The 21,427-nt window shown below is 70.4% G+C and carries 27 protein-coding genes; 5 read left to right on the top strand and 22 right to left on the bottom strand.

The window, feature by feature from the left end; translation table 11 throughout:
* The first annotated feature begins 173 nt into the window (after window positions 1–173).
* Together ACIBAF_RS23225 and ACIBAF_RS23220 are read left to right on the top strand one after the other, a co-directional pair.
* Window positions 174–617, top strand: coding sequence for a hypothetical protein (locus tag ACIBAF_RS23225; protein ID WP_334648885.1), 444 nt, complete (start codon window positions 174–176; stop codon window positions 615–617).
* A 79-nt stretch (window positions 618–696) separates the two neighbouring features.
* Window positions 697–1,383: a hypothetical protein gene (locus ACIBAF_RS23220; protein ID WP_399465315.1), complete on the top strand. Its 687-nt coding sequence runs from the start codon at window positions 697–699 to the stop codon at window positions 1,381–1,383.
* 97 nt (window positions 1,384–1,480) lie between these two features.
* On the opposite strand, the gene ACIBAF_RS23215 is transcribed toward ACIBAF_RS23220, so the two are convergent.
* The 4 genes from ACIBAF_RS23215 to ACIBAF_RS23200 form a co-directional block, all read right to left on the bottom strand.
* The gene (locus ACIBAF_RS23215) at window positions 1,481–1,885 is read right to left on the bottom strand and encodes a hypothetical protein (RefSeq protein WP_399465313.1); all 405 of its coding nucleotides are present in this window, start codon (window positions 1,883–1,885) and stop codon (window positions 1,481–1,483) included.
* Window positions 1,886–2,163: 278 nt separating this feature from the next.
* The gene (locus ACIBAF_RS23210) at window positions 2,164–2,985 is read right to left on the bottom strand and encodes a DUF317 domain-containing protein (protein WP_399465312.1); all 822 of its coding nucleotides are present in this window, start codon (window positions 2,983–2,985) and stop codon (window positions 2,164–2,166) included.
* Between the two features lie 15 nt (window positions 2,986–3,000).
* Window positions 3,001–3,291, bottom strand: a complete 291-nt coding sequence (locus tag ACIBAF_RS23205; RefSeq protein ID WP_399465311.1) for a hypothetical protein — start codon at window positions 3,289–3,291, stop codon at window positions 3,001–3,003.
* A gap of 81 nt (window positions 3,292–3,372) precedes the next feature.
* Window positions 3,373–3,747: a DUF317 domain-containing protein gene (locus ACIBAF_RS23200; RefSeq protein ID WP_399465309.1), complete on the bottom strand. Its 375-nt coding sequence runs from the start codon at window positions 3,745–3,747 to the stop codon at window positions 3,373–3,375.
* Between the two features lie 223 nt (window positions 3,748–3,970).
* On the opposite strand from ACIBAF_RS23200, the gene ACIBAF_RS23195 reads away from it, so the two are divergent.
* Both ACIBAF_RS23195 and ACIBAF_RS23190 read left to right on the top strand, forming a co-directional pair.
* Window positions 3,971–5,284, top strand: coding sequence for a hypothetical protein (locus ACIBAF_RS23195; protein WP_399465308.1), 1,314 nt, complete (start codon window positions 3,971–3,973; stop codon window positions 5,282–5,284).
* Between the two features lie 151 nt (window positions 5,285–5,435).
* Entirely contained in the window at window positions 5,436–6,977 is a 1,542-nt protein-coding gene (locus ACIBAF_RS23190) for a gamma-glutamyltransferase (protein WP_399465306.1), read from the top strand.
* 42 nt (window positions 6,978–7,019) lie between these two features.
* Here the strand turns inward: ACIBAF_RS23190 and ACIBAF_RS23185 are convergent, their stop codons facing one another.
* The 5 genes from ACIBAF_RS23185 to ACIBAF_RS23165 form a co-directional block, all read right to left on the bottom strand.
* Window positions 7,020–7,751 carry a hypothetical protein gene (locus ACIBAF_RS23185; RefSeq protein ID WP_399465305.1) on the bottom strand — a complete coding sequence of 244 codons (732 nt, stop codon included), beginning with the start codon at window positions 7,749–7,751 and terminating at the stop codon, window positions 7,020–7,022.
* On the bottom strand, window positions 7,748–8,278 hold the full coding sequence (locus ACIBAF_RS23180; protein ID WP_399465303.1) for a hypothetical protein: 531 nt from the start codon (window positions 8,276–8,278) through the stop codon (window positions 7,748–7,750). Before ACIBAF_RS23180 ends, ACIBAF_RS23185 begins: the two co-directional genes overlap by 4 nt.
* Before the next feature lie 295 nt (window positions 8,279–8,573).
* Complete coding sequence (locus ACIBAF_RS23175; protein WP_399465455.1) at window positions 8,574–8,894, bottom strand: GFA family protein; 321 nt, start codon at window positions 8,892–8,894, stop codon at window positions 8,574–8,576.
* 354 nt (window positions 8,895–9,248) lie between these two features.
* Window positions 9,249–9,689, bottom strand: coding sequence for a GFA family protein (locus ACIBAF_RS23170; RefSeq protein WP_399465301.1), 441 nt, complete (start codon window positions 9,687–9,689; stop codon window positions 9,249–9,251).
* A 109-nt stretch (window positions 9,690–9,798) separates the two neighbouring features.
* The gene (locus ACIBAF_RS23165; protein WP_399465300.1) at window positions 9,799–10,323 is read right to left on the bottom strand and encodes an AAA family ATPase; all 525 of its coding nucleotides are present in this window, start codon (window positions 10,321–10,323) and stop codon (window positions 9,799–9,801) included.
* A 224-nt stretch (window positions 10,324–10,547) separates the two neighbouring features.
* Between ACIBAF_RS23165 and ACIBAF_RS23160 the strand changes: the two genes are divergently transcribed.
* Window positions 10,548–11,042, top strand: coding sequence for a hypothetical protein (locus ACIBAF_RS23160; RefSeq protein ID WP_399465299.1), 495 nt, complete (start codon window positions 10,548–10,550; stop codon window positions 11,040–11,042).
* Window positions 11,043–11,053: 11 nt separating this feature from the next.
* Here the strand turns inward: ACIBAF_RS23160 and ACIBAF_RS23155 are convergent, their stop codons facing one another.
* From ACIBAF_RS23155 to ACIBAF_RS23095, 13 genes are all read right to left on the bottom strand, one after another.
* On the bottom strand, window positions 11,054–11,353 hold the full coding sequence (locus ACIBAF_RS23155; protein ID WP_399465297.1) for a DUF6087 family protein: 300 nt from the start codon (window positions 11,351–11,353) through the stop codon (window positions 11,054–11,056).
* A gap of 13 nt (window positions 11,354–11,366) precedes the next feature.
* Complete coding sequence (locus ACIBAF_RS23150; RefSeq protein ID WP_399465296.1) at window positions 11,367–11,489, bottom strand: hypothetical protein; 123 nt, start codon at window positions 11,487–11,489, stop codon at window positions 11,367–11,369.
* A gap of 575 nt (window positions 11,490–12,064) precedes the next feature.
* Window positions 12,065–13,048: a SpaA isopeptide-forming pilin-related protein gene (locus tag ACIBAF_RS23145; protein ID WP_399465295.1), complete on the bottom strand. Its 984-nt coding sequence runs from the start codon at window positions 13,046–13,048 to the stop codon at window positions 12,065–12,067.
* 35 nt (window positions 13,049–13,083) lie between these two features.
* Complete coding sequence (locus ACIBAF_RS23140) at window positions 13,084–13,869, bottom strand: DUF317 domain-containing protein (protein ID WP_399465294.1); 786 nt, start codon at window positions 13,867–13,869, stop codon at window positions 13,084–13,086.
* A 60-nt stretch (window positions 13,870–13,929) separates the two neighbouring features.
* Window positions 13,930–14,418, bottom strand: coding sequence for a hypothetical protein (locus tag ACIBAF_RS23135; protein WP_399465293.1), 489 nt, complete (start codon window positions 14,416–14,418; stop codon window positions 13,930–13,932).
* A 29-nt stretch (window positions 14,419–14,447) separates the two neighbouring features.
* The gene (locus ACIBAF_RS23130) at window positions 14,448–15,308 is read right to left on the bottom strand and encodes a DUF317 domain-containing protein (RefSeq protein ID WP_399465292.1); all 861 of its coding nucleotides are present in this window, start codon (window positions 15,306–15,308) and stop codon (window positions 14,448–14,450) included.
* Window positions 15,309–15,354: 46 nt separating this feature from the next.
* Complete coding sequence (locus ACIBAF_RS23125; protein WP_399465291.1) at window positions 15,355–16,008, bottom strand: HAD family hydrolase; 654 nt, start codon at window positions 16,006–16,008, stop codon at window positions 15,355–15,357.
* The gene (locus ACIBAF_RS23120; RefSeq protein ID WP_399465290.1) at window positions 16,005–17,168 is read right to left on the bottom strand and encodes an MFS transporter; all 1,164 of its coding nucleotides are present in this window, start codon (window positions 17,166–17,168) and stop codon (window positions 16,005–16,007) included. Before ACIBAF_RS23120 ends, ACIBAF_RS23125 begins: the two co-directional genes overlap by 4 nt.
* Window positions 17,165–18,418 carry an ATP-grasp domain-containing protein gene (locus tag ACIBAF_RS23115; RefSeq protein ID WP_399465289.1) on the bottom strand — a complete coding sequence of 418 codons (1,254 nt, stop codon included), beginning with the start codon at window positions 18,416–18,418 and terminating at the stop codon, window positions 17,165–17,167. Before ACIBAF_RS23115 ends, ACIBAF_RS23120 begins: the two co-directional genes overlap by 4 nt.
* Window positions 18,419–18,471: 53 nt before the next feature.
* On the bottom strand, window positions 18,472–18,774 hold the full coding sequence (locus tag ACIBAF_RS23110; RefSeq protein ID WP_037729836.1) for a hypothetical protein: 303 nt from the start codon (window positions 18,772–18,774) through the stop codon (window positions 18,472–18,474).
* 36 nt (window positions 18,775–18,810) lie between these two features.
* Window positions 18,811–20,046 carry an MFS transporter gene (locus ACIBAF_RS23105; RefSeq protein WP_399465287.1) on the bottom strand — a complete coding sequence of 412 codons (1,236 nt, stop codon included), beginning with the start codon at window positions 20,044–20,046 and terminating at the stop codon, window positions 18,811–18,813.
* Window positions 20,043–20,561, bottom strand: a complete 519-nt coding sequence (locus ACIBAF_RS23100) for a regulator (RefSeq protein WP_399465286.1) — start codon at window positions 20,559–20,561, stop codon at window positions 20,043–20,045. Before ACIBAF_RS23100 ends, ACIBAF_RS23105 begins: the two co-directional genes overlap by 4 nt.
* Window positions 20,558–21,400, bottom strand: coding sequence for a winged helix-turn-helix transcriptional regulator (locus ACIBAF_RS23095; protein WP_399465285.1), 843 nt, complete (start codon window positions 21,398–21,400; stop codon window positions 20,558–20,560). Before ACIBAF_RS23095 ends, ACIBAF_RS23100 begins: the two co-directional genes overlap by 4 nt.
* Between the last annotated feature and the right edge of the window lie 27 nt (window positions 21,401–21,427).

The following is a 21,427-nucleotide window of genomic DNA, read 5'->3' as shown; positions in this document are numbered from 1 at the left end:
TCACTCATCCGCTCGGAGACACGCCCCGTGCCCACTCGTCATCCGCGCCCCCAGGAGGCGGAAAACACCTGATGACCTGCCCGAAGGCGACTGTGGACTTTGTGAATTGAAACCGCCAGGGGCGTAAGGCACGATCATGAAGCGAGCAGGACGAGGCACAGGAGGACGCCAGGGTGTTTCACCGAATACGCCGCCGGGCCAAGGAGCCCAGCGAGGAACAGCGCCGATTCTTCGAGCTGTCGGCGCGGCTGCAGAACCAGGTCCCGCCCGGGATCGGGGTGCCGCTCGCCGAGCCGGAACACATCGAGCCGACCGCGGTGGTGGACGACTTCCTTCCGCCGGAGCTGCGGGTACCCAGCCACGACCAGGTCGACGGCACCATGATGCCGTGGAAGCAGCCGCTCGTCCTCGACGGCGAGATGGTCGCCTGCTCCGAGTGCGGCGCGTACCGGGACTGGCTCATCCTCTCCACCCGCGACCAGATCTGGCTGCGTTGCCGGGTTGGCCACCAACAGCAGGAAACCCGCCTCGACACCGCCTGGTTCAACCGGAACCGCGGACCGGCGGACGCGACGCACGCCACGTTCGAGGACTGCCTGCGCCACCTCGGGCACTGACCCCCACTCCTACGACCCCACCGGGCCCGCGGGCCCGCACTGACCACCCGTCGCCCAGCACCAAGGGGTCAGTTCCGTCATGCGCGTTCGCGTCTCCACCACCGTCCTCGGCATCACCGGCGCCCTCCTCACCGTGTCCGCCTGCTCCACCGACACCACCGGCGCCAAGCACTCCACCGCCCGGACCGGGTCGCCGGCCGACGCCGCCCAGCAGACTGCCCCGCTCACGTCGGCCGCGCTGGAGACGCGCCTGCTCGACCAGAGTGACCTCGGCAACGGCTATCTGCGCAAGCCGGAGCGCCTCACCCAGCACGACGACGTCACCGTCATCGGCTGCCCGGCCCTGAGCGAACTGGGCGGCGGCACGGCGACCGGCGGCACGCTCACCTTCCCGCACAAGGCGAAGGCCACCTTCACCTACGGCGGCAGCTCCTCCGAGATCTCGGAGGAGCTGTACAGCGACGGCGCGACCAAGCTGTCCGACGGCATCGGCCGGATCTTCGACGCCATGACCGGATGCCCTACCTATCAGGTCGTCGCGGGCGGCACCCCGATCGACATCGCCTCGCAAAAGCTGCCCGCGCCCCACGGCCTCGGTGACGAGCAGTGGAGCCAGCTCCTGACGTTCTCCGCCGGAGGACGGAGCACCGTGGTCAAGCAGACCGCGATCCGCGACGGCAGCCTGCTGCTGATCGTCTCCGGCTCCCCGGCCCTCGTCGACCGCCACCTCGACAAGGCCCTCACCAAGGCCACGGCAGCCAACTGACCGGCCCCGACACACTGCTGCCCCCGACCAGGACGGTCGGGGGCAGCAGTGCTGTGCTGAGCTTGTTCCGCTTTGACGGACACCATCAGTGCGGTGGTCAGGCTGCGGTTCCGTACATCCAGCGGCGAACCACGGTGTAACCGTCAGGAAGCTCGTCGCCCGTCAACTCCCTGTACCTCGCCTTGGCCTCTTCGCCGGCGTGCTGACCGGGAGGGAGCCTTCGGAGGAAGGGGTCGCGGTCAGGGTCAGGGTAGGACTGGCGAGGCTGCTCCGTAGCTTCATCGTCGGAGGCCGGTTCGTAATCCGTGATGTCCTCGACCTCATGCCTTGCGGAGCCCTGCCTTGCGAGGTAAGCGACCACGGCGAGACCCGCGACCAGAGTCATGCCGGCGATGACGCGGATCTTCGGCTTGTGCTTCGCGTACCAGCTCTTCAACTTCTCGTCGGAGGGCGCGGGCTCGCCATCTGCGGGAGTGGGTTCCCCGGCCGTGGAGTCGTCCATGTGCACACATCTACCGGACCCAGCCGCTACCTGTCAGGCAATCAACCGACATCACCCGATCCGCTTCAATACACCAAGCAGACCCCCGCTTCACCGCACTTACCCGCCTTGAGACCGGAGGCGATCGCCGGTACGGGCAGGCCCGACACCTTGTACTCAGCGCCCCGGTCGCCGCCCTCCGACTCGATGGCTCGCCCGAGCCCCGGAGGGAAATGCCAGAAGCCCAGCCTCATACGAGAGGACCGGGCTTCTTCCATCTGGCTGAGGGGCGCCGTCGATCACTGGGCCGGCGCCCGCAGCAGTCGCTCCCGGGTGGCCTCAGGCAGGACTCGGCGCAGGACCGGTGCGGTCGAGCTGAGGGAGGCGGCGAATGCTGCCACGAGGTCGTGCGGAACGCTGGAACCGAAGGAGACCGCCCACAGGCAGGGGGCGCCGAGCGCGGGCTCGGCCCATGCCTGCCATCCAGTTGGTCCAGGCTCGTCGGCTTCGGTCGTCAGGGCGCGCGGGTCGGCGTCCTGGATGAGGGGCGGTACCTCGCCGAGGCTGATGTGCGAGGTGAACGTCGGGTCCGTCGCTGCCGCGTTGGGCTGGTCGATGTCGCGGAGCCAGCCGTGTGCGGCGACGGCGTCGAGGACCAGTTCGGGGCCGGCGAACGGCGCGGCGGGCTGGTCTCGGGCGTCGAGCGCGACGAGGAAGTCGGCCACAGCCTCGCCTGGGACATCGGTGGTGAAGTAGCACGACCACGACGCAAGCGGGCTGCTGGTGTCCGCGCGGGCGGAGATCTGCCAGGCGATCGGCAGGTCTCCCAGGTGGAACGGCTCGTCCGCCAGGCTCCACTGCGCCCACCGAAGGGTGTCGGAGCTGATGTGCAGAACGGTACTGCGCAGGACCTGGCGGTCCTCCGGTGCCTCGTCCGGCTCATGACGTCCGCGGACAATCGTCAGGCTCGTCCAGCCCAGACCGGAGAGCGTGTCGGCAACACGGTCGTAGAGGCGCCCGTCGTCACCGGCCAGATGCCGGGGGCCGACCCAGAACGCGGGCTGGCCGCCGGGCGGAATGGATGGGTCGGGCGGGAAGTCGGGGTACAGGGGCGCCTCCAAGGGGTCGGTGCGGGTCTAATTGCCGCCAGCACTGCGGCGGGGGCGGCGCGGGGGTGCCTGGACGGGGCCCTGCCAGGTCAGGGCGATGGCGACCTCGGGCGGCAGATGTCCGAGCTGTGCGTCCTCGTCCCGTCCCTCGGCGAGGTAGACGACGGTCCGGCCGGTCTCGTCCACGGACTGCACGACCTGCGCCAGGCGGTGTGCCATCGGAAAGAAGGGGTTCATGGCCTGACGGACCGGAGCATCCCGGTCGCAGGCGGACAGCAGGTCGATGAGATCGCCGACGGTCATATCCGGGGTCGTCACGAACAGCCTCCTGGGGTGAGGGGATACGGTGAGCGATGAAAGAAACGGGGCCCGACATCTGGCCACCGGTCCGAGCGAGAACTACTCGTGGGTGCTTGGCTGTCGTACACGACGTGAGGTCTCCAGCACACGCGCCACGGCGGCGGCGACGATGTCGGCCGGCGTCTCGGTGTCGAACGACAGGTGATAGCCGCGCACCTTGGCCGTGCCGGACACAGCGATCTTCCATCCCTCACCGTCCGTGCCGGGACGGCCGAGCGGGAACCAGCCGAGGTAGAAGCGGCCGTCCTTCGAGCTGACGTGCACGTCCGCGCGGTCGTCCACAATCAGGTGGAAGTCCTCTGCGGAGAACTGGTCCATCACGAGCGTGGGCTGGCCGGGGCCGAGCTGCCACTCGCGCAGCCGCAGGGCTTCGACGGTGGTGGAGAAACCGGAGTCCACGGGCGCTACGGTCACGGGCAATCACCTCTCTGACCTGGGGTTTCTTGCAAGGTCGTCTACGTTGACATGCCCCCGCCCGCGTTGGCCAGTCTTTCCGCGATCTTTCCTGTCTGCCCCCGGCGAACTGCCGTTCCGAGTCATTTCGCGTCGACCTCACCAAGTCACCCCAAGGAAAGGGGTGGCCGACCGGGGGCCTGTTGGTGCATGCTGACCCGTTTCCCATCGTGAGGAGAAGTGCATGGAGATCCGGTCGCTTGAGGAGTTGCGCGCCGCGGATGATCTGTCGCTGGCGTTCAATCCCTACGGGCTCGGCGGCCGTATGAAGCCCGAGGACGCTGCGGAGTTCCAGCAGCGTCAGATCGCCGACTGCGACCTGACGGCGGGTGTCGCGGCCGGAACACGCGACTCCTTCGAGCGGCTGCGCACCGTCTTCGCCTACGGCGTGCTGTGTTACGACGTGTACACCATCGTCGGCGACCAGGCGCTCCTCATCTACGAGCAGGCGTTGCAAGATCGCTTCTTGGAATGGTGCGCCGGCACCATCACCTTCCGCGTCCCCCAGGCCCCGGACGTCTCCTACACCGTCTCGTCGTACGACGACGTCAAGAAGCGTGCAGACAGGATGACGCGACAGCGTGCGAAGCTGGTCGTCGCCAACCAGGCCATCGAGTTCAACGGGATGCTGCACGGGCTCCGCCTGTGGGCGCGTACGGCGGGTCTGCTCCGCGGGCGGCGCAGCCGCGCGGTCGAGGAGGCGCTGGCCAGGCTGCGTAACTACGTTGCCCATCCCTCGGGCCACCATGTCGACACCCCCGTCGAGGCGGCCCGAACGGTGCGGGATCTGGCGGAACTGATCAACCAGCTGTGGGGGCAAGCCACTCCGGGTGGGCGCCTGTACCCGGCACCTCTGCGCCGGGAGGTCGCCGTGCTGAGCTGGAACGGTTCCGGGCGGGCTCGGATGGAGCCCGCCCACGCTCTCGCCGTCCCCGGTCCCAGGGAAGATCAGGAGGACGACGAGTACCAGCACGTTGTGGTGCGCGCCATCCCCTTCGTACCGGGCAGTCGCTGGGATGATGCTCACTGGGCGGAGTTCGACACCCGCTACGAGACCACGCGGTTCCCGACGGATTATCTGTGGGGGCCGGGCACCCGCGAGGAGGCCCAGGCGTGGCTCGAGCAGGAGCGTCCCGAGGGGGACAGCGTCGACTTCACCGACCGGGTGTTTCTCGTCCAGGACCACGGACGCCTGTTGCCGCCGATGCGCCCGGCGGTAGCGGCCGGGCTACCCGACGACGAGCGCCTCGGCGTCTGGCATGCCGTGCGAGCCGACTTTCCCGACGACGCCTTCGCGCACGTCCGAGGCTCCGGAGATCGCAGCGCCGGTCATGGCCGCCGCCCCGGTGACTGTCCTGCCTGTTCTGCTGAAGTCCTCGGCTCCGGCTCCTACGACCAAGCCCTTCGCGCTGCTGCAGCCGCTCTCGGACCAATCCACGCGGTACAACTGCCCTCCGTCCGGCTCCCTTTGTCGACCTTCTGGCCCGACCGACCGTGAGCAGTACAACGCGAGGAGACGGACGGGCAGGCCAACAACGCCGGTCGCCGTCGGCATGGCCGTGAATACGCCATGCCGACGGGAGTTAAGCAGATCGCCGGCCCGCCGCCCGGCGTCAGGAAGGATCCTGAGCCGTGCCAGAGTGATCCGCATGATCCCCGCACACGTCCCCGACAAGCCGCCGCTGACCTACGCCGACAGCTTCGACATACCGGTCCTGTTTCGCAACGGGCCCGCGAAGAAGCCCCGGAGGCAGTGGCGGACGGCCAAGCACAAGGCGTGGGCCGGGTCGGACGGGTTCCCGGCGGACGACGGCTGGTACGCCCCGACCACCACATGGCGGGAGATCATCAAGGCTGCCACCGAAGTCGGCCGCGACATCACCCCGCACCTGCAGAACCAGCCGCGCTACGCACACGGAGAACTCGTTGCCCGTGTCTCCCCGCTGTACGCCTACCTCGGCGCGCACCCCGTGAATCCCCGACATCCCGTACCGGGCGCCAAGGGCCGGCGCCTGACCTGGAACCCGGTCTACACGCACGGTACCGAGCGCAGCGCGAAGAATGCCGCCGGCTACCGGCTGGGCATGACGATGACCGAGTGGGCCTGCCGCTCGCTGCTGGGCCTCGGCCAGACCGAGCACCTCGAACTCGGCGGCCCCGTCCCGGCTCTGTACAAAACGTTCAAGGATCCGAAGAAGAGGCTGCCCGACCTGTGGGGGCGCCACGAGGCAGAAGAGCTGTACTGGCTGATCGAGGCCAAGGGCGGCGACGTGGGTCTCGGCACGCTCCGCAAGGGGTGGGCGCAGCTGGCGGCCGGCAGCAACGTCCTCGGCGCGTACGCGCACCGCACCGTCCTGGTCGGGGCGTCCGTACGGCCCGGTGACGACCTCTTCCTGACCATCGACCACAACCTGCACCCCGGCCAGCCCCCGCTCGCCCCCGACGGCTCTGACGGCTCTGACGGCTCTGACGCCGACGACGAAGCGGCGGGCCCGGGCAACCTGGAAGACCGGCTCGGAGACAGCGACGACGCGCTCATCGGCGCGGCCCGCGCCCAGATGCTCGCCTACCTGGCGCTGCGCTCGGCTCCCGCCTCACAATTGCGCACCGTGCCCGTTCCCGCCGACCGCGCTTCCCGTCACCGCCGCTCCGGGCTGACCACGCCCCTGGAAGGCGATGACCTCACTCTCGCCATGCGGGCCGACGCCCGCGGAGCAGCGACCGGCGCGGAGCAGCAGGCCCTGCGCGCCGGAATCCGCTCCATGGGCCTCGACGACTTCCTGAGCTGCCGCATCCCCGGAACTGAGGTCCACCTCGGCATGTCCCGGAAGCTGTTCGCCGCCTGCGAGCGCCTCCACGAGGAAGACCTCGCCATCGCCCGACGCACCCCAGGACTGCGCGCCGAGGACCAACCTCCCGCCGACCTGCAACTCAGCGACGAAGCCCAGGAAGAACAGCGGCTCACCCAGCGGCGCATCTTCCGCGAACAGCAGGAGGAAGCCCGCCCACGGCTGCGTCCTCTACTCCGCGACGCCTACGAGCGGGGTGGGGCGAGCAACTGGAGTGACCTCCTGCGCCGTCCCCGGGAGCCGGAACTCGACCTGGAGGGCGACGAGGGTCTCCTCGAATCGGCGACGCCGGAGACATACCTGGCCGTCAGCCGTTACGACCTACCCCTCGCCCACTCCTAGTCCGGCCCCTGGCGTGCCCGCCTCTCGCGGTGGCGAGGCCGGTCATGATGTGCCCTTCCGCCAGGAGGCACCGAGTTCTGCGAGCCGCCCTCGAAGTGCGCCGCGCTGTTCCTCCAGGTCCTGCGAGGCAGGCGAGAGGAGATAGACGTTGTCGCGGAAGAGGCGGAACCCGAGGCTCCGCCATCCCTGGGCGATCTTGGTGTTCACGCGGTCCCACTCGGCCTGGTCTGTCAGACGCCGGCTGCTGAGGTCGGTGATGCCAGGTGAGCAGGCGATGGCCCGGCAGCCGGCCATGAGCCGGTGGATCACCTCGCAGCCGAGTACAGCCGCCAGTCCGTGCCCACGCCACGGGGGATCCAGCGTCACCCGGTCCATGACGAGCAGCGCGGAGCCGACATACTCCAGCAGCTCGCTGACCTCGCTGGTGAAGAAGCCCGTCTCGGGATCGAGGAGCACCTGGGCGGTTTCGTACAGCTCCTCGGATTCCTCTTCCATCGCCCGGAACGCGTTCCGGCCGCGGTCGAGGTGCACCCGGTAGAACGTCATCGACCCCACAGTGGCGTCCTCGACCGTGCACGCGGGGCACCCCACGGTGACGCAACTGCTCGTAGCCGCCGCCCCCTGGCCTCCGTCGTGCACACGCCGGCGGTGGAGGACGGACACACTCCACCGCTCCAGCGTGTCGGCCTGCGGGGTGTCCCAGAGTTCGTCGTCGTAGGAGATCCGCAGGTACAGGTCGGAGGGGTCACCTGGAAGCTGAGGCCGCTTGCTCACCCGGCAAGGTCCTGCACGATGGCTTCAAGGACAGCCCCCGAACCCTCGATGGGCGTGGGCATCACGACACCGATCACCGTTCGGTGCGCGGCACCGCCCGACAGCAGCGACGGCTCGGGGTTCTTGGTCACGATCCGCAGGAACGCGTGTCCTGGAGCCCCCTCGACCCGATAGCCGGGTTGGAGGCGAGAGAGCCATCCGTGGTCCACTGCCACCGCGGCGCCCTGTAGCGCGCCGATACGCAGACCGCGGGTCACCCAGGCCGACCAGGCGACCTCGCTCCAGTCCGCGCCGTCGGCCGGGTCCGGAAGGACGCCTGAGAGGTCGGGGTGCTGCTCAGACACCCAGCGCGAGGGCTGCGCCTTGCGGAGGACCCACTGCCCGTCCCGGCCGACCTCACCAGGGTCGAGCCCTGGAGTGAGGCGCATGTCGAGAGCGACGTGGCCGTCGGTGATCCGGTCGCCGTGCACCCAGACCTTGTCCTTATTGACGACCCAGTCGCAGAGCCGCTCCATTGACGCTGTCACTCGTTGTGCTCCCAGGAGAGATCGTTGCCCTTCCACAGTAGGGCGGGGAGCACGGACAGCCGCTCTCAGACGACCTTTCCGCCTGCGGCCGACGCGAAAGCCACGCTCCGGGCGAACAGCCCCACGTGACCATCGCACGCGTAGAAGCGGCGGCCGTCATCGGGGCCGGCGCAGGGCTCGAACAACAGCACGGCGGTATGTCGGCATGAGTGGTGGTCACAGTCGTGGGGGTCGGTTATCAGATCCGCCAATCCCATGAGCGCGTGAGTCAAGCGTGGAGGCTAGCTGCCGACCGTCACGTGCCGGGTCGCGGGTCGGGCGCGAGCGTGATGGTCATCCAGGGCGCCGACATCTCGCGGTAGCTGTGTCCAACCGGGGCCAGTTCCGCGCTGCGGGTGAGGCTGAAGATCGTCACCGTGATCATGTCCGAGCCGTCCGCGACAGAGGTGAGCTGGGTGTGGCAGCGCTGGCAGGATCCTCGGTGGAGAGTCGGCCAAGTGGAGAAGTAGTCCGGCTCTCCTGCCGGGCCCGTCCACTTCAGGGCGTCCCTGTGGAAACCGACCCAGGCCATCGCGGGAGAACCGGACAGGCGCGTGCAATGCGCGCACGAGCACAGTTCCCTGTCAAGTCCTTGTGTTCACGTCTTGTGCCTCCTCTAGGTGGCAGCCGTCGAAGGAGCGGGACGGCCATCCAGCGAACGGGATGAGCAGTTCCTGTAAGACCAACTCTGCCGTTTCTACAGGCGCGTTGTGGGCCTCTTCGATGAATTCGACGGACCCGTTCACGGGCGGCGGACAATGCATCAACCGATGTCCCGTGCTCCGCACCCAAACTCGTCGAAACCGACACCGCCCGAAAACCCAAAGTTCTGGCTCTCGCTTCCGCTTCAGTCTCGGTGGGGCGGCAGCACTAATTCATCCAGAAAGTAGCCCCGCGCATTTCGGAAGTGCCCTGTCCGTCCGGCTCTCGGTCAGCTGGCCGTGGTGGGCTCGGTCTTGGCTACCGAAGGCAGCCATCCCACGGCGTTGTCGTGGAAGGAGGCGTGGATCGGGACGAGGTCTTCGCCGCTGGTGTCGTCGAGGGCGGTGACGTTGATGCCGATATCCGGGATGTCGCTGTCGATCGCCGCGACGCGGCTGCCGCAGGTCGGGCAGAAGCCGCGCTTCGCCTCACCAGGGAAGGTCTCGTACCAGGTCGGCTCGCCACCCTCGCCAGTCCAGGTGACGGTGGCGAACCCCACCCACCACATCACGGGGGTGCCACCGAGTTTTTGGCAATGCCCACACTCACAGGTGTGGGGGAAGCCCGCGGGGCCCTGAGCGGTGAAGCGGATGCGACCACAGAGGCAGCCGCCGGTGCGATCCTCGACTGGTTCGATTCGCTGGGCGTCGGCGGCGGGGGTGGCGTTCATCGGGTGATCTCCCTGGTTTGATGGGCAAGTTGGGCAGATCAGTGTGCCAGTGCTTCCGTGATCGCCAGGATGCTTGGTGCGACGGCACCCGCTCCGGGGCTGGGCGGCCTTACAGACCCCGGGCCTCGGAGAGCGCCACCGCTAGCGCGTCTAGGTCCCCGGTATAGACGATCACGTCCTCGTCGTCGGTAGGGGTGTCCAAGCGGGCGAAGAAGTCGTCCAGGGCGCCGGGGGTGACGGTCAGCGCGTTGGCGTCCTCGCGTACGTTGCGTTCGGCCAGGCGCCGCAGCAACTGTTCGCGGTCGGCGGGGAGGTAGACCACAACGGGCAGGCCGCCCGCTTCGCGGGCGGCCTGCCGCCAGGCGTCGCGCTCGGCACGGCGCCACAGGCCGTGGTCCAGGACGACGTCGTTCCCGGCCTCGATCTCATTGATGAACCGGTCCCGGATCGCTTCGACCACGGGCCGTTCACGCTCGAAGTAGGTGCGCTCGGGGTAGTCCACGCCGTACCGGCCGTGGAGGCGGTGGACCTCCTCGTCCACGGACAGCCGGAGGTAGCCGTGGCCGACCAGGGCCTGGGCGACGGTGGTCTTCCCAGAGCCTGTGAGGCCGGCCAGGAGTACTGCGAGGGGCACGTTGTCGTCCTTCCGCGACATGCTGTCCGCGAGAGAGAGCGTTGCCTGTCAATCCTGGCCGCTGCGGACATGCGGACGCCAGGTGGTGAAGACGCTGCGGGCCTCCAAGGGCGCAACTGAAGGGCATCCGGAGAACGCGGTGCACTCCCGTGCGCCCCGAAATGCAACACTGCGCTGACAGCGTGGCGTTGTCAGCATGTTGCTGTGCCTCGAGGGTGGGAGGCATGACGAACTCCCACAAGCAGACTCGTCCGCCCCGGCCGGTCCCGTACGTGATGGACGAGGAACAGGCCGGATTACTCGCCCGTCTCTCCGAGGACTACGCCGACGCCGTGCAGGAGATCCAGGATCGTACGCCGCACGTATCGGTCGCCGCGCTGCTGCACGCGGTCCACGCCCACCAGGCCCGGCGCGTGTTCGCCTGTGACCCGCGGTGGCGGGAGACCGCAGGCATCACGGAGGTACCCGAGGACCGTGCAGACGACGCGGCTGCCGCGCTCGCGCTGCTCCAGGTCGCCCGCGACGACCTGGAGGGCCTGGAGGCAGCCCTGTTGCTGGCCGCGCGTACGCCCAGTACCCGCACGGGCAAGCCGTTGCTGACGTTCAAGAAGATCGCTGCTGCCCTCGGCGTCGAGTCCGAGCAGGCAGCCCAGGGCCGCTACCGCCGCAAGGTCGGCAATCTCAACGGCACCGATTCCGGACTCGACGGCACACCGTAGGGGCGGCCGGATCAGGCAGCGGACTCCCCATTGTCGGCGCTGGTCGTCTGCTCGTTCACCCACCGCTGGGCCTCCGAGAGGTTCGCGGCGGTGCCCGCGGGCTCGTAGGAAAATCCGTTCCACTCCTCCAGAGCCCTCGGCTCGTCCGGGCGGAGGTGTCCGCCACCGCCGTGGAGTGGGCGGTGCCGGCGATGGACGTCCAGCGGCGGGCGGCGGCGCTTGTTGTACGCCGCGAGCGGGTCGCCGCCGTCGACGCGGGGAACGGCGCGGGACGGCTGGTTCGGTGGTCCGGGTCGGGAGTGTTTGCCCATGGGGCCGATGGTCTCAGGCGGCGACGGTGGTCGGCCGGGCTGCGGCAAGATCTGCCGCGCGGGTGCGGACCTCGTCCGCCGCGGCGGTCCGGTAGGGGCGGGCTGCGTCCAGGAGGGTGTTGAGCCGGGAGGCCACGAGCGTGGAGTCGAGGCGGGTGACGACCTCCAGCGCCTGGTGGGCTGCGGCGGCTCCCTGCTCGAGCTCGCCCTCGGTGAAGGGGCGGCGGCCAGGCCGATGCGGTCCATGACCTTCACCCGGTCGAAGCCGGGTCTGCGCAGCCGCAGGGCGTCGGTGAAGTGCAGGCTGGCGGGTCGGCGGTCGCCGAACACGCCGGCGCCCGCGCGGTCTCCGCCCGCGACCTCGCCGGAGTCCACGGCGAGGCAACGCCCAGTCCACAGGTCGGGTACGACGATGCGCTCGGCCACCGGGACGACTCCTTTGGTACGGGAAAGCTGATACCGGCGGCAGTGTGCCGCACCCAGGCGACATCGCGCTGGCGTTCGACACCGGCCGACCCCAACGGGATGGCGAGTCCACTCTTGAAGGCGAATATCCGTACGCGTCTTCACGGTTCGGCGTCGCTCTGCGCAAGGGCCACGCGTGTGCGGCGGGTGGCGCCCGCCTCCGCTCGCATCGGACACGCGCCCATGACAAAGCCCCCGGAATCAGTGGGCGAATTCCAGGGGCTTTGCGGAGTGCCGCGGGTCAGGTCAGCTCGCGGAGGAGCCGTCGGCGGCGGAGTCGTCCGTGCGTCGGCGACGGGCCGCGAAGAGAGCGCCTCCGCCAGCGACGATCAGGATTCCGGCGCCGCCGATCAGCCACGGGGTGGCGTCGGCGCCGGTGTGCGCGAGCGAGCCGGAGGGAGCGGGCGACGCGGTCTCGTTGGAGGTCGGAGTGCCCGGGGCAGACGGCGCCGGGGTGTCCTCGTCCTTGCCGGGCTTGTCCGGGGAGGGCTTGTCGCTCGGCTTCTCGGTGGGCTTGTCTGTCGGCTTCTCCGAGGGCGGCGGGGTGGCAGCAGTCTTGGCGTTGGTGACGGTCACCGTCACGGGATCGCCCGGCTTGGCCTTGAACGCCTTCGAGGGCTTGTAGATGTTGTAGCCGGCAGGTGCCTTGACCTGCTTGACCCAGAAGTCCGTGCCGGTACGGGAGTTGATGGGCAGCTGGCCGCTGGCCGTTCCGTCGGCGCCGGTGGTCAGCGTCAGGAGGGTCTTGTCGCCGCTGCCGATGTTGACCGTGGACCCGGCCAGCAGCTTGCCGGTCTTGTCGTCCTTGCCCTTCAGCAGGACCGAGGCGGCCTTGAACGGGTCGACGATCGTGAGCCGGGTGGCGGTGCCCGGAGTGACGATGACGTCCTGGTCATCGACGGTGTCGTGAAGGCTGCTGCCGCTGGAGATTTCTTTGAGGCGGTAGACGCCCGGCGCGAGGGCGGAGAAGGTCAGCTTCCCCTGTGCGTCGGTCTTGCCGCGTCCGGCTTCTTGGCCGGCGGAGTCGAGCAGGAGGAACGTGGCGTCGGGGAGCGCGTCCCCGGCCGGGTCCGTGGTGGTGATCTCGACGCTGCCCGCGTCCGGGGCCGGTGTCTCGGCGGAGGCCGAGGGGGTCGGTTCGGAGGGCTGGGCACTCGCGGCCGGCGCCCAGGTGAGGGTGCCGGTCACCGCGACGGCGACGGCGGCGGATCGAACGAAGCGTGCGTGCACGAGGAGGAGGACTCCTTGGATCAGAAGGGGGAAGGTCAGTGGGCTCGGCCAGCGACTGGGGCGGGAGGTGGCAGGGCGACAGGTGTGTTGCCGTGAGGCTGCTTGGGTGTCCTGGTGGCGATGTAGAGGGCGCTGCGGGTGTGGACAGGGACGTCCTGGACGGCGCGGTGCAGTGGCTCGGTGGAGATCAGCGAGGCGATGAAGGCCGCGACGAGCGTGGTGGGCGTGCCGAACGAGAAGCGCGCTGTCCAGTGCGGCTCGCTGGGGTGCCCGCCCCAGGCCCGCCAGGCCGGCCCGCTGGAGCCGCTGATGGCGTAGCGGTGGCGTAGGCCGCCGAGTCCTTCCGGGGTGAGGAACGTCTGTGTGCCGTCGGTCTTGACGTCGTGGCTCCACCCGCGGGTGAGCAGCGGCACGTACGCCTCGTGCGGCGCCGTCTCGTCCCGGAACAGCCGGTCGTGGTCGCTGTGCCGGTCTTCGAGGTAGAGGTCGAGCAGTTCGGTGTGGACGTCGTGCAGCAGCTCGACGGGGGTGGTGGCATCGAAGGTGATCCGCCAGGCCGGCGGGGTGAACGGGGCCCGGTGCGCGCTGACGGTCCACGTGCCCTTGCCGCGCTGGTCGGGCTGGGGGTCGTAGGTGGCCTGCAGTCGCAGGCACGGGCTGAACGCCGCGGCCGTGCCGTCGTCGGTCTGGGCGAACGGCCAGCCCTCGTCGAAGGGGAAGGCCCATGCGGTACGCGGGTCGACGGCGCCGGGCCCTGCGAGGTGGCGGGGAAGGACCTGCACGGTCTGGGCGGGGTCGAGGTTTTCAAAGGGGTGGCTCATCACGGGCAGGGCTCCTGTTGGAAGAGTGCGGAGTGCGGTGCTGGCCGGTGGGGGCGCGGCTCAGCGGGCGCGGGTGCCGCTGCGGGTGACCGGCATGGCGGGAGCCGTGTGCGCGGTCCGGCCTGCGGCGCGGCTCGGCGCGGACGCGGTCCAGGCGCCGGGGAACCAGACGGCGGTGTACTGCTCGATGGCGTCGCGCAGCCCGGTGGTGACGGCTCCCTCCCACGGGGGCCGGCCGGGGCGGTGGTACGTGTCGAAGGTGCCGTGCTGCTTGGTGTTCGGCCGGGTGTTGGTCGCTTCGTCGCGGCGGTGGAAGGTGCCGTGGTCGAGGAAGCTGAGGGCGACGGCGTCGATCTCGCCGCGGTCCGGGTGGACGACCGCCAGGCGCAGGCCGCCGTAGGTGTCCGCGTGGATGGTGCCGGTGAAGTCGATCCGCAGCCGCAGCGGTACGCCGGGGATGGGAGCGGCGAAGTACGTGTTGCCCACGACCGTGCTGTCGTGGAAGGTGAGGCACAGCTCCGCGAAAAACTCGGGGGCCTGCAGGGACAAGAGGGGTCTCCGGTCGGGTCGGGCTGGTCCTATCGGCGTGGACCCGGCAGGGCCGGTCGGCTGGCGGTGCTCCAGCGCGGGACGCTGGCCGCGGGGAGCGCGGCCGGGCGGCGGGACGCGGCGGCCCGCCGCACGTCGAGCGGGGTCGGGGCTGGCGGTCCGGGCGGAAAGATCGGGGTGAGCTGGGCCATGCCCTTGACGTAGCTGAAGGTGTCCTCGCGCCACCGGGGCAGGGGAGCCGGATCGGCGACGCACTCGGTGACGGCGGTGAGCAGGGCGACGGGAGTGTCGGTGCTGGCCGTGGCGTACCAGGCGGGCCGGTCGATGGAATTGCCCGCCCACATCTGCCACCGGGCGTCGCGTGTGGTCAGCTCGGCTTCCGAATCGAGGTCGCCGGTGGTGAACTCCAGGCCGGCGAGCCCCTCGGGGGACTGGACCGCGAAGACGCCCCAGCGCGGGCGGTCGATCTCCCAGCCCTGTTTCAGCAGGGGCACGACAGCCAGAAAGGGATCGTGCTCGTCGCCCCCTGCGACCGGCCTGGCGAGGTAGGCGTCCGGGCCACGCTCGTACGCCTCTGCGAGAGCGGTGGTGAAGGCGCGGACGAACTCGGTGGGGACGCGGTCGTTGAAGCAGACGCCCCACTCCGGCGGGCCGAACGAGTCCTGGTAGGCGTTGATGCGCCACAGCCCGTCGTCGTCTCCCTCGGGCAGATAGCCGAGTCGGACGCGGTGGTCGGGCGCGGTGACGTATGCGTTGCCGAGGTCGTCGTGACGCAGGTCGAAGCCGTGCGCGAGCAGCGGTTCCAGAGCCGGGTCTCCGGTGTAAGTGCTGGCGGCGAGGTAGCGGGGGGAGACGTAGACGTCGCCGTCGATCTCTTCTGTGTCGGGCACGAAAGTCCTGAGGGTCGGGGCCGGGGGTGAGTGACGCGGTGCGCGGTCAGGAACCGGTGCTGGTCGCGAGGGTGGGCAGCAGCTGTCGTTCCAGGTGGGCGGGTTGGCCGGTGTAGTGGAGGGTGCGCAGGCCCAGCTGGGCGGCGGCCCGGCAGTTGTCCTCGCGGTCGTCGACGAAGAGCACGCGTGCTGGCTCGGCGACTCCGGTGGCAGCCAGGGCGTGCTCGTACACGGCAGGGTCGGGCTTGCACAGGCCCAGGCGGGCGGAGTACAAGGCGTGGTCCATCAGCTCGCGCCGCCAGACGGTGGCGTCCAGGACGTCGCTGAGGTGGGCCGGGGCGTTGGAGAGCAGCACCATCGGCAGCTCCGCGGCCCGGGCGCGGTACAGGACATCGAGGACGCGCGGGTCAGTGCGGGTCCACATGTCAGTGTCGGCGGCCCGCAGGGTGCGCAGCCACCGCGGGCCGGGATGGTGTCCGAGGACCTTGGCCCAGTAGGCCAGATCGCTCAGTTCCCCTGCGTCGTACGCGTTGCGGGGAGCCCAGAAGGCGTCCTGGAACGAGGGAAGATGCCGGTCGGGCCACTCGGCGAGGTCGGCAAGACGGGTCCACATGGCGGTGCTGGGCTGGAGACCGAGGACTCCGTTGTAGTCGAGGATCAGGGCGTCCACGCCGCTCAGGGAGGCGGAGGTGCGGGTCAAGGGGTCGTTTTCTCCAAGGCTTTGGGTGCGCGCACGGCGACGCTTGCGGCGAGGAGGGCGGGCAGCAACAGCGCGTGCGGCAGTGCGGTGACGGTGGTGAGAGCGCCGATGAGGGCAGGGCCGGCGAGCAGGCCGACGTAGCCGGTGACCGCGACGGTGGCGACCGCGCGGGGTCCGCCGGTGCCGGCGGCGGTGATCAGGCTGGGGATCGTGACGGACAGGCCCAGGCCGAAGGCCGTCCAGCCGAAGAGGGCGAAGGCGGTGGTGGAGCCGACCAGTCCGGTGGCGAGGCCGAGGGCGGCCAAAGCGGCGCCGGTGCGCACGACGGTGTCCGCGCCGAAGCGGGCGGTGAGCCGGTCTCCGGCGAGACGGCCTGCGGCCATGGCGGCGCTGTAGAAGCCGTACGCCGCGGCGCTGGTCGCGGCTGTCGCGCCGAGGTCGTGCAGGTGGACGGAGGCCCAGTCGGCAGCGGCTCCTTCACCCAGCAGCGTAGCGGCGGCAAGTGCGCCCAGCAGCCACAATCGACGCCGGGACAACCCCCTCCGCTCGTGCGGGCCCGGTGCAGCACCGTGGTGGACGGGCTCGAGTGCGGGGCTGGCGACGGTGCGGGTGAGTTGCGTGGTCGCGCCTGCCGCCGCAGCAGCGCCAGCTGCCACCGCGGCGAACAGAACGGTGTGTGAGGTGTGGGCGGTGGCGGCGGCGAGTGCGGCGCCGAGGAGGGCGCCGAGGCTGTAACTCGCGTGCAGCTGGCTCATGATGGGGCGACCATGGGCGTCCTGGCATCGGACCGCTGCGGCATTGACTGCGACATCAAGGACGCCGTGAGCGATGCCGAAGGCGAACGCCGCTGCCAGGAGGCTCTCCAGACTGGAGCAGACCCCGAGGACGGCAAGACACGCGGCGAGGGCCATGGCACCGCCGGTCAGCAGCAGGGGCAGACGGGCCGGGCGGGCGAGGCGTCCACCTGCCTGGAGTCCGGTGACCATGCCGAGGGCGGCGGCCAGCAGGACCAGGGCAAGCCCCGCGCTACTCACCTCTGCGGCGCTCTGAACGGCGGGCATCCGCGCGCCCCAGACAGCCATCGCCACACCCAGTCCGGCGAAGTACCCGGTCAGCAGGCGGCGGCTGCGCACCAGCTCGGGCGCTGCGGTCTGCCTCACGCGGCACGCTGCCCGGTAGTCAGGGCTGCCGGCGGGACCGGGGCGACCTGGACGTCGAGGGTGCGGTACGCCTCCTGGGCGCGGGCTTCGGCGGCGGTGGCGGTCGGCCCGGTGGTGATCAGGAAGCCGATGCGGGCGGTGTACAGATCGCCGCCGTCCTGTGGCAGTACGAGCGGGTCGCCGGCCTGTCGCTGAAAGCGCACGCGCTCCATTCCTTCGACGTGTGCCTTCAGGCGGCGGGCGGTGAGGGTGCCGGAGTAGGCGGGGTAGATGAAGCGGATCGCCGCCCCCTGGTGGCGGGTGGGCGTCAGGTCGGGGGTATGTCCGCAGGCGATGTCGGCGGCGGCCCGGGCGAGGTCGACGCCGGTGGCCAGGTGGACGAGGTGGCCGATCATGTCGCCGCCCAGGCGTGCGTTGACCTCGATCAGCCGTGGCCGGCCGTCGACCATGCGTATCTCGACGTGCTGCACGCCGTCGGTGATTCCCAGGGCCTTGATGGCAGCAGCGGCGGTCGGCGCCACTGTTGCGAGGAGCGGATCGGCGGCGTCGACAGTGTGGCCGGTCTCGTCGAAGTAGGGGGCGGGGCCCAGGCGCTTGCGGGTCACGGCGACGGCGGTGGTGGTGCCGCGGTGGGTGACGCATTCGACGGAGACCTCCGGTCCGTCGAGGTACTCCTCGACCAGGACGCCGCTGTCCTCGCGGCTGCGGCTTGCGCCGGCCGAGGCGAACTCGAAGGCGGCGGGCAGCTCTTCGAGCCGGTCGATGCGGATCACGCCGATGCTGCCGGCCGATGCGGCGGGCTTGATGACGGCGGGGAAGCCGAGGGTCCTCGTCGCCCGTTCAGCCTCCCGCAGGGTCCGGGCGGTCATCGACGCGGCCGACGGCACTCCGTGGCGGGCGAACAACGTGCGGGCGGTGGCCTTGTTGCGGCAGGCCCTCATCACCTCGACGGAGTTCGCGGCCAGACCGAGCGCGCGGGCGAGGCGGGCGGTGGGGACGAGGTTCCATTCGTCCCAGGTGATGACGCCGTCAAGGTCGTGTCGTTCCGCCAGAGCTCGGCCGGCGGCGAGCAGCGCGGTGGTGTCGTTCAGATCGGCGACGGCGTGGTCGACGATGTGCTGCTTCTCCCACGACGGCTCGGTGCCGGTCAGCAGGACGATGTCGTACGCGGCGGCCACCTGCTCAAGGCAGTAGCCGCGATCCGCCTCATCGCCCGGAGAGACGACGAGTACGAGGGGGCGAGCGGACAAGAAGGGGTTCTCCGAGTCGGTAGGCGGCAGGACGAGGGAAGGGAAAGGGGGGCTCAGGCGGCCCGGCGGCGGCGCAGCTCGAACACGCCGGCCCAGTGGGGGTGGTCGTCGATCAGGCGGCGGGCGTAGAGGGCGGTGAAGTTGTTGTTCAGCCCGGCGACGCCGTACGGGAGTTGGCGGCGCAGGTCTTCGAAGAGGTCCTTGAGGCTGACCCGTGTGGCGCCGGCGGCCAGGCGGCGGGCGGCCATGCGTTCCAGAGCGCGGTAGACGTGCGGATTGTGTGCGTCGAAGGCGTGGAACTGTTCGGTGATGGTGCGACCGCTCGCGCGGTTCGTCCCGAGGATCGTGGTGGGCATGAGGTTCTCCACAGGCTGGGGAAAAGCGCGACAGGGTCAGGTGCGCAGGGCGGGATCGGTGCGCAGGCGGGCGAACGCGTACAACAGGCCGAGGGCCTGCAGACCGGCGCAGACGGTGATGGCGTGGCCCAGTGCGTCGGGCGGGGTGAGCGCGGTGAGCACGCCGGCGACGGGGAAGGGCAGCAGGAGGACGAGGATGGTCGCCGACAGGGTGCTGCCGAACGTCTCCGGGGGGATCAGGCGGGAGCGCAGGGTGCGCAGGACGACCGTCATGCCGCCGTCGGCCGCCATGAGGACCGCGACCAGGACCAGGTAGGACCGGTAGTCGGGGGCCTGGGCGGCTGCGAGGCAGGCGAGCGAGGCGAGGGCGGCGCAGGCGGCACCGACCGGCCACAGGCCCAGGCGGTCGAGCGCGAACCGGCAGAGCGTGACGCTGAGGAGCGTCGCTGCGGCGGCTGCGGACCAGACTAGGCCGACGGCCGTGGTGGACTGCCCGAAGTGCTTGACGACGATCACCGGTCCGGCCGCTTGGAGGAGTCCGGTGGCCAGGTTGGACAGGGTCAGCCCGGTCACGAGCCAGCCGAGCGCGGGAAGAGAGCGGATCGTGCGCCACCCGGTGAGGAGTCCGGCGCCGGACTGTCCCTTCGGCGCGCGGGCCGGGGCAACGGGTGAGGGGGGTGTGCGCAGGGCGAGCATCGCGGCGAGAAGTGAGAGCACCGTGATCACCGCGAGCATCGTCGGCGCCCCGGCGAGCAGGAGCACTCCGGCGAGGGCCGGGCCGGCCAGGGTCGCGGTCTGGTCGATGCCGAGCAGGGCAGCCTGGACGCGGTGGGCCCGCTTTCCTGCCCGCCGGCCGGCGGCGGCGCCCGCGGTCTCGGCCGCGATGTAACTGAACTCGGTGAGCACGCCGGTCGTCGCCGCAAGCACCATCACCGTTGCGGTCGCCACGGTGCCGGACGGGTAGAAGTGGAGCAAAGCTGCGCCGGCGGCGAGGACCAACGCGCGTCCCAGGGAGGCGAGGTGGAAGACGACTGCCGCCCCGCGCCGGTCGACGATGGATCCGGCCCACCCGAACGCCGCCAGCCGCGGGATCCACTCCAGGGCGAACGCGGCGCCCGTCAGAGCGGCGGAGCGCGTGGTGGCCAGGACCAGCAGCGGGATGCCGTAGGTGCACATCGCGAACGCGAGGGCGTCCGCCGTGCGCGGCAGGTAGATGCTGCACATCAGCCCGGCGCTGTGGCGTGCATGCCGGGGTGCAGCCGCTGTGCTCACGCGGCCGGCTCGGGCTCGGACACCCGGGTGATCTGAGGGTTGCCGGCCAGCCACTGAATCAGGAGGGTGCGGGGACGGACGAGGTCCGCTTCGGCCTCGTCGCTGGGCAGCCGCGCGGCGGACGGCCGCGGGTGGCCGTCGGCGCGCTCGGTCGCGAGCGAGGGCGCCAGGAGGTCGAGGACGTGGCGGACGCGACTGCTGAACTCGCAAACCGGTGTCGGGAAGGCGTGGTGTCGGGCCCAGCGCGCCGCAGCGTCGTACAGGTCGGCCAACTCCGAGCCATGCTCGGTGAGTTCCAGGCCGGTGCCGGGTGCGGTCCGGACGAGACCGTGGGCGCGGGCCGTCTCAGTGGCGCGGCGCAGTTGGTGCGAGGAGAAGTCAGGGAGGGTACCGGCCAGCCGCCTGGGAGGTATCGCCCCGTTGTCGTCGATCTCGGTGACCAGGCGGATCAAGGATCGCGAAGCCAGCAGCTCGATCGCGTTGCGTACTTCGGCCGTGGTGGAGGGAGTGGTCATCGGCGCGGACCTCCCGCCGGGACGGCCGCCTGCGGGCGGGCGGGGGTGGCGTGCGAGAAGAGATCGCGGTTGTGCCACGCCGGAGAGGACTCACCCGTCCGGGCCTGCGGGAGGGTTGCGGGGGCCGGCCGGGACTGGCTGCTGACCCACGGCCTCGGCGCGGGCTTGGCCTGCGGGTGCCCCCAGACCGGGTGTTGGGCCGCCTGGTTGAGGGGCTGTCCGGCGGACCAGGCGGACAGGGCGCCGAGAACGGGGCTCAGGCCGTCGCCCGCCGTGGACAGCCGGTAGGGCTGGCCGAGGCCCTCGGTGTCGACCAGGCCGTCGGCGACGAGCTGCCGCAGTGGCGGGTACACGTTGGTCCAGTCGCTGCTGGGCATCACGATCCGGGCCAGGGCCCGCCCGCTGACCTCCGTCCGGGACTTGAGGACCCACAGGATGGCGGCGGCGTGCCGCCGGGTGAGCAGGGTGAGGCTGTCCTCGATCTGCTCGATCGCGAGCAGCGGGCGGTCCGCCTTCTCCAGATGTTCCTCGGCCCAGGTGACGATCACCGGCAGGACCGGCAGCAGGGCGGCCCCGCGCTCGGTGTGGCCGTAGGTCACATGCCGTGCGGTGTGTTCGGTGCGCTCGACGAGCCCGGCGTCGCACAGCGACTTGAGCTTGGGGTGGAGCTGGCCGTTCTGCAGCCAGGACACCTTGGCCGCCAGCTCGCTGTAACGCTGCGGCGGGCCGGAGAGTGCCAGCAGGATCCTCACGTTCCAACGCGGGGTGATCATGGCGAGGGCCTCAGTGACCCGGGCGATGTCGGCATCGGTGTCGGGAGGCAGGGCGGTGATGGCCAAGGGAGGAACTCCTGGAGTGGGGAAGGG

The organism is Streptomyces sp. NPDC051677 (assembly GCF_044453465.1).
Lineage (GTDB): Bacteria > Actinomycetota > Actinomycetes > Streptomycetales > Streptomycetaceae > Streptomyces.
Note: the sequence above shows the minus strand (reverse complement) of the source record. Positions and strands in the feature narration are given on the sequence as shown.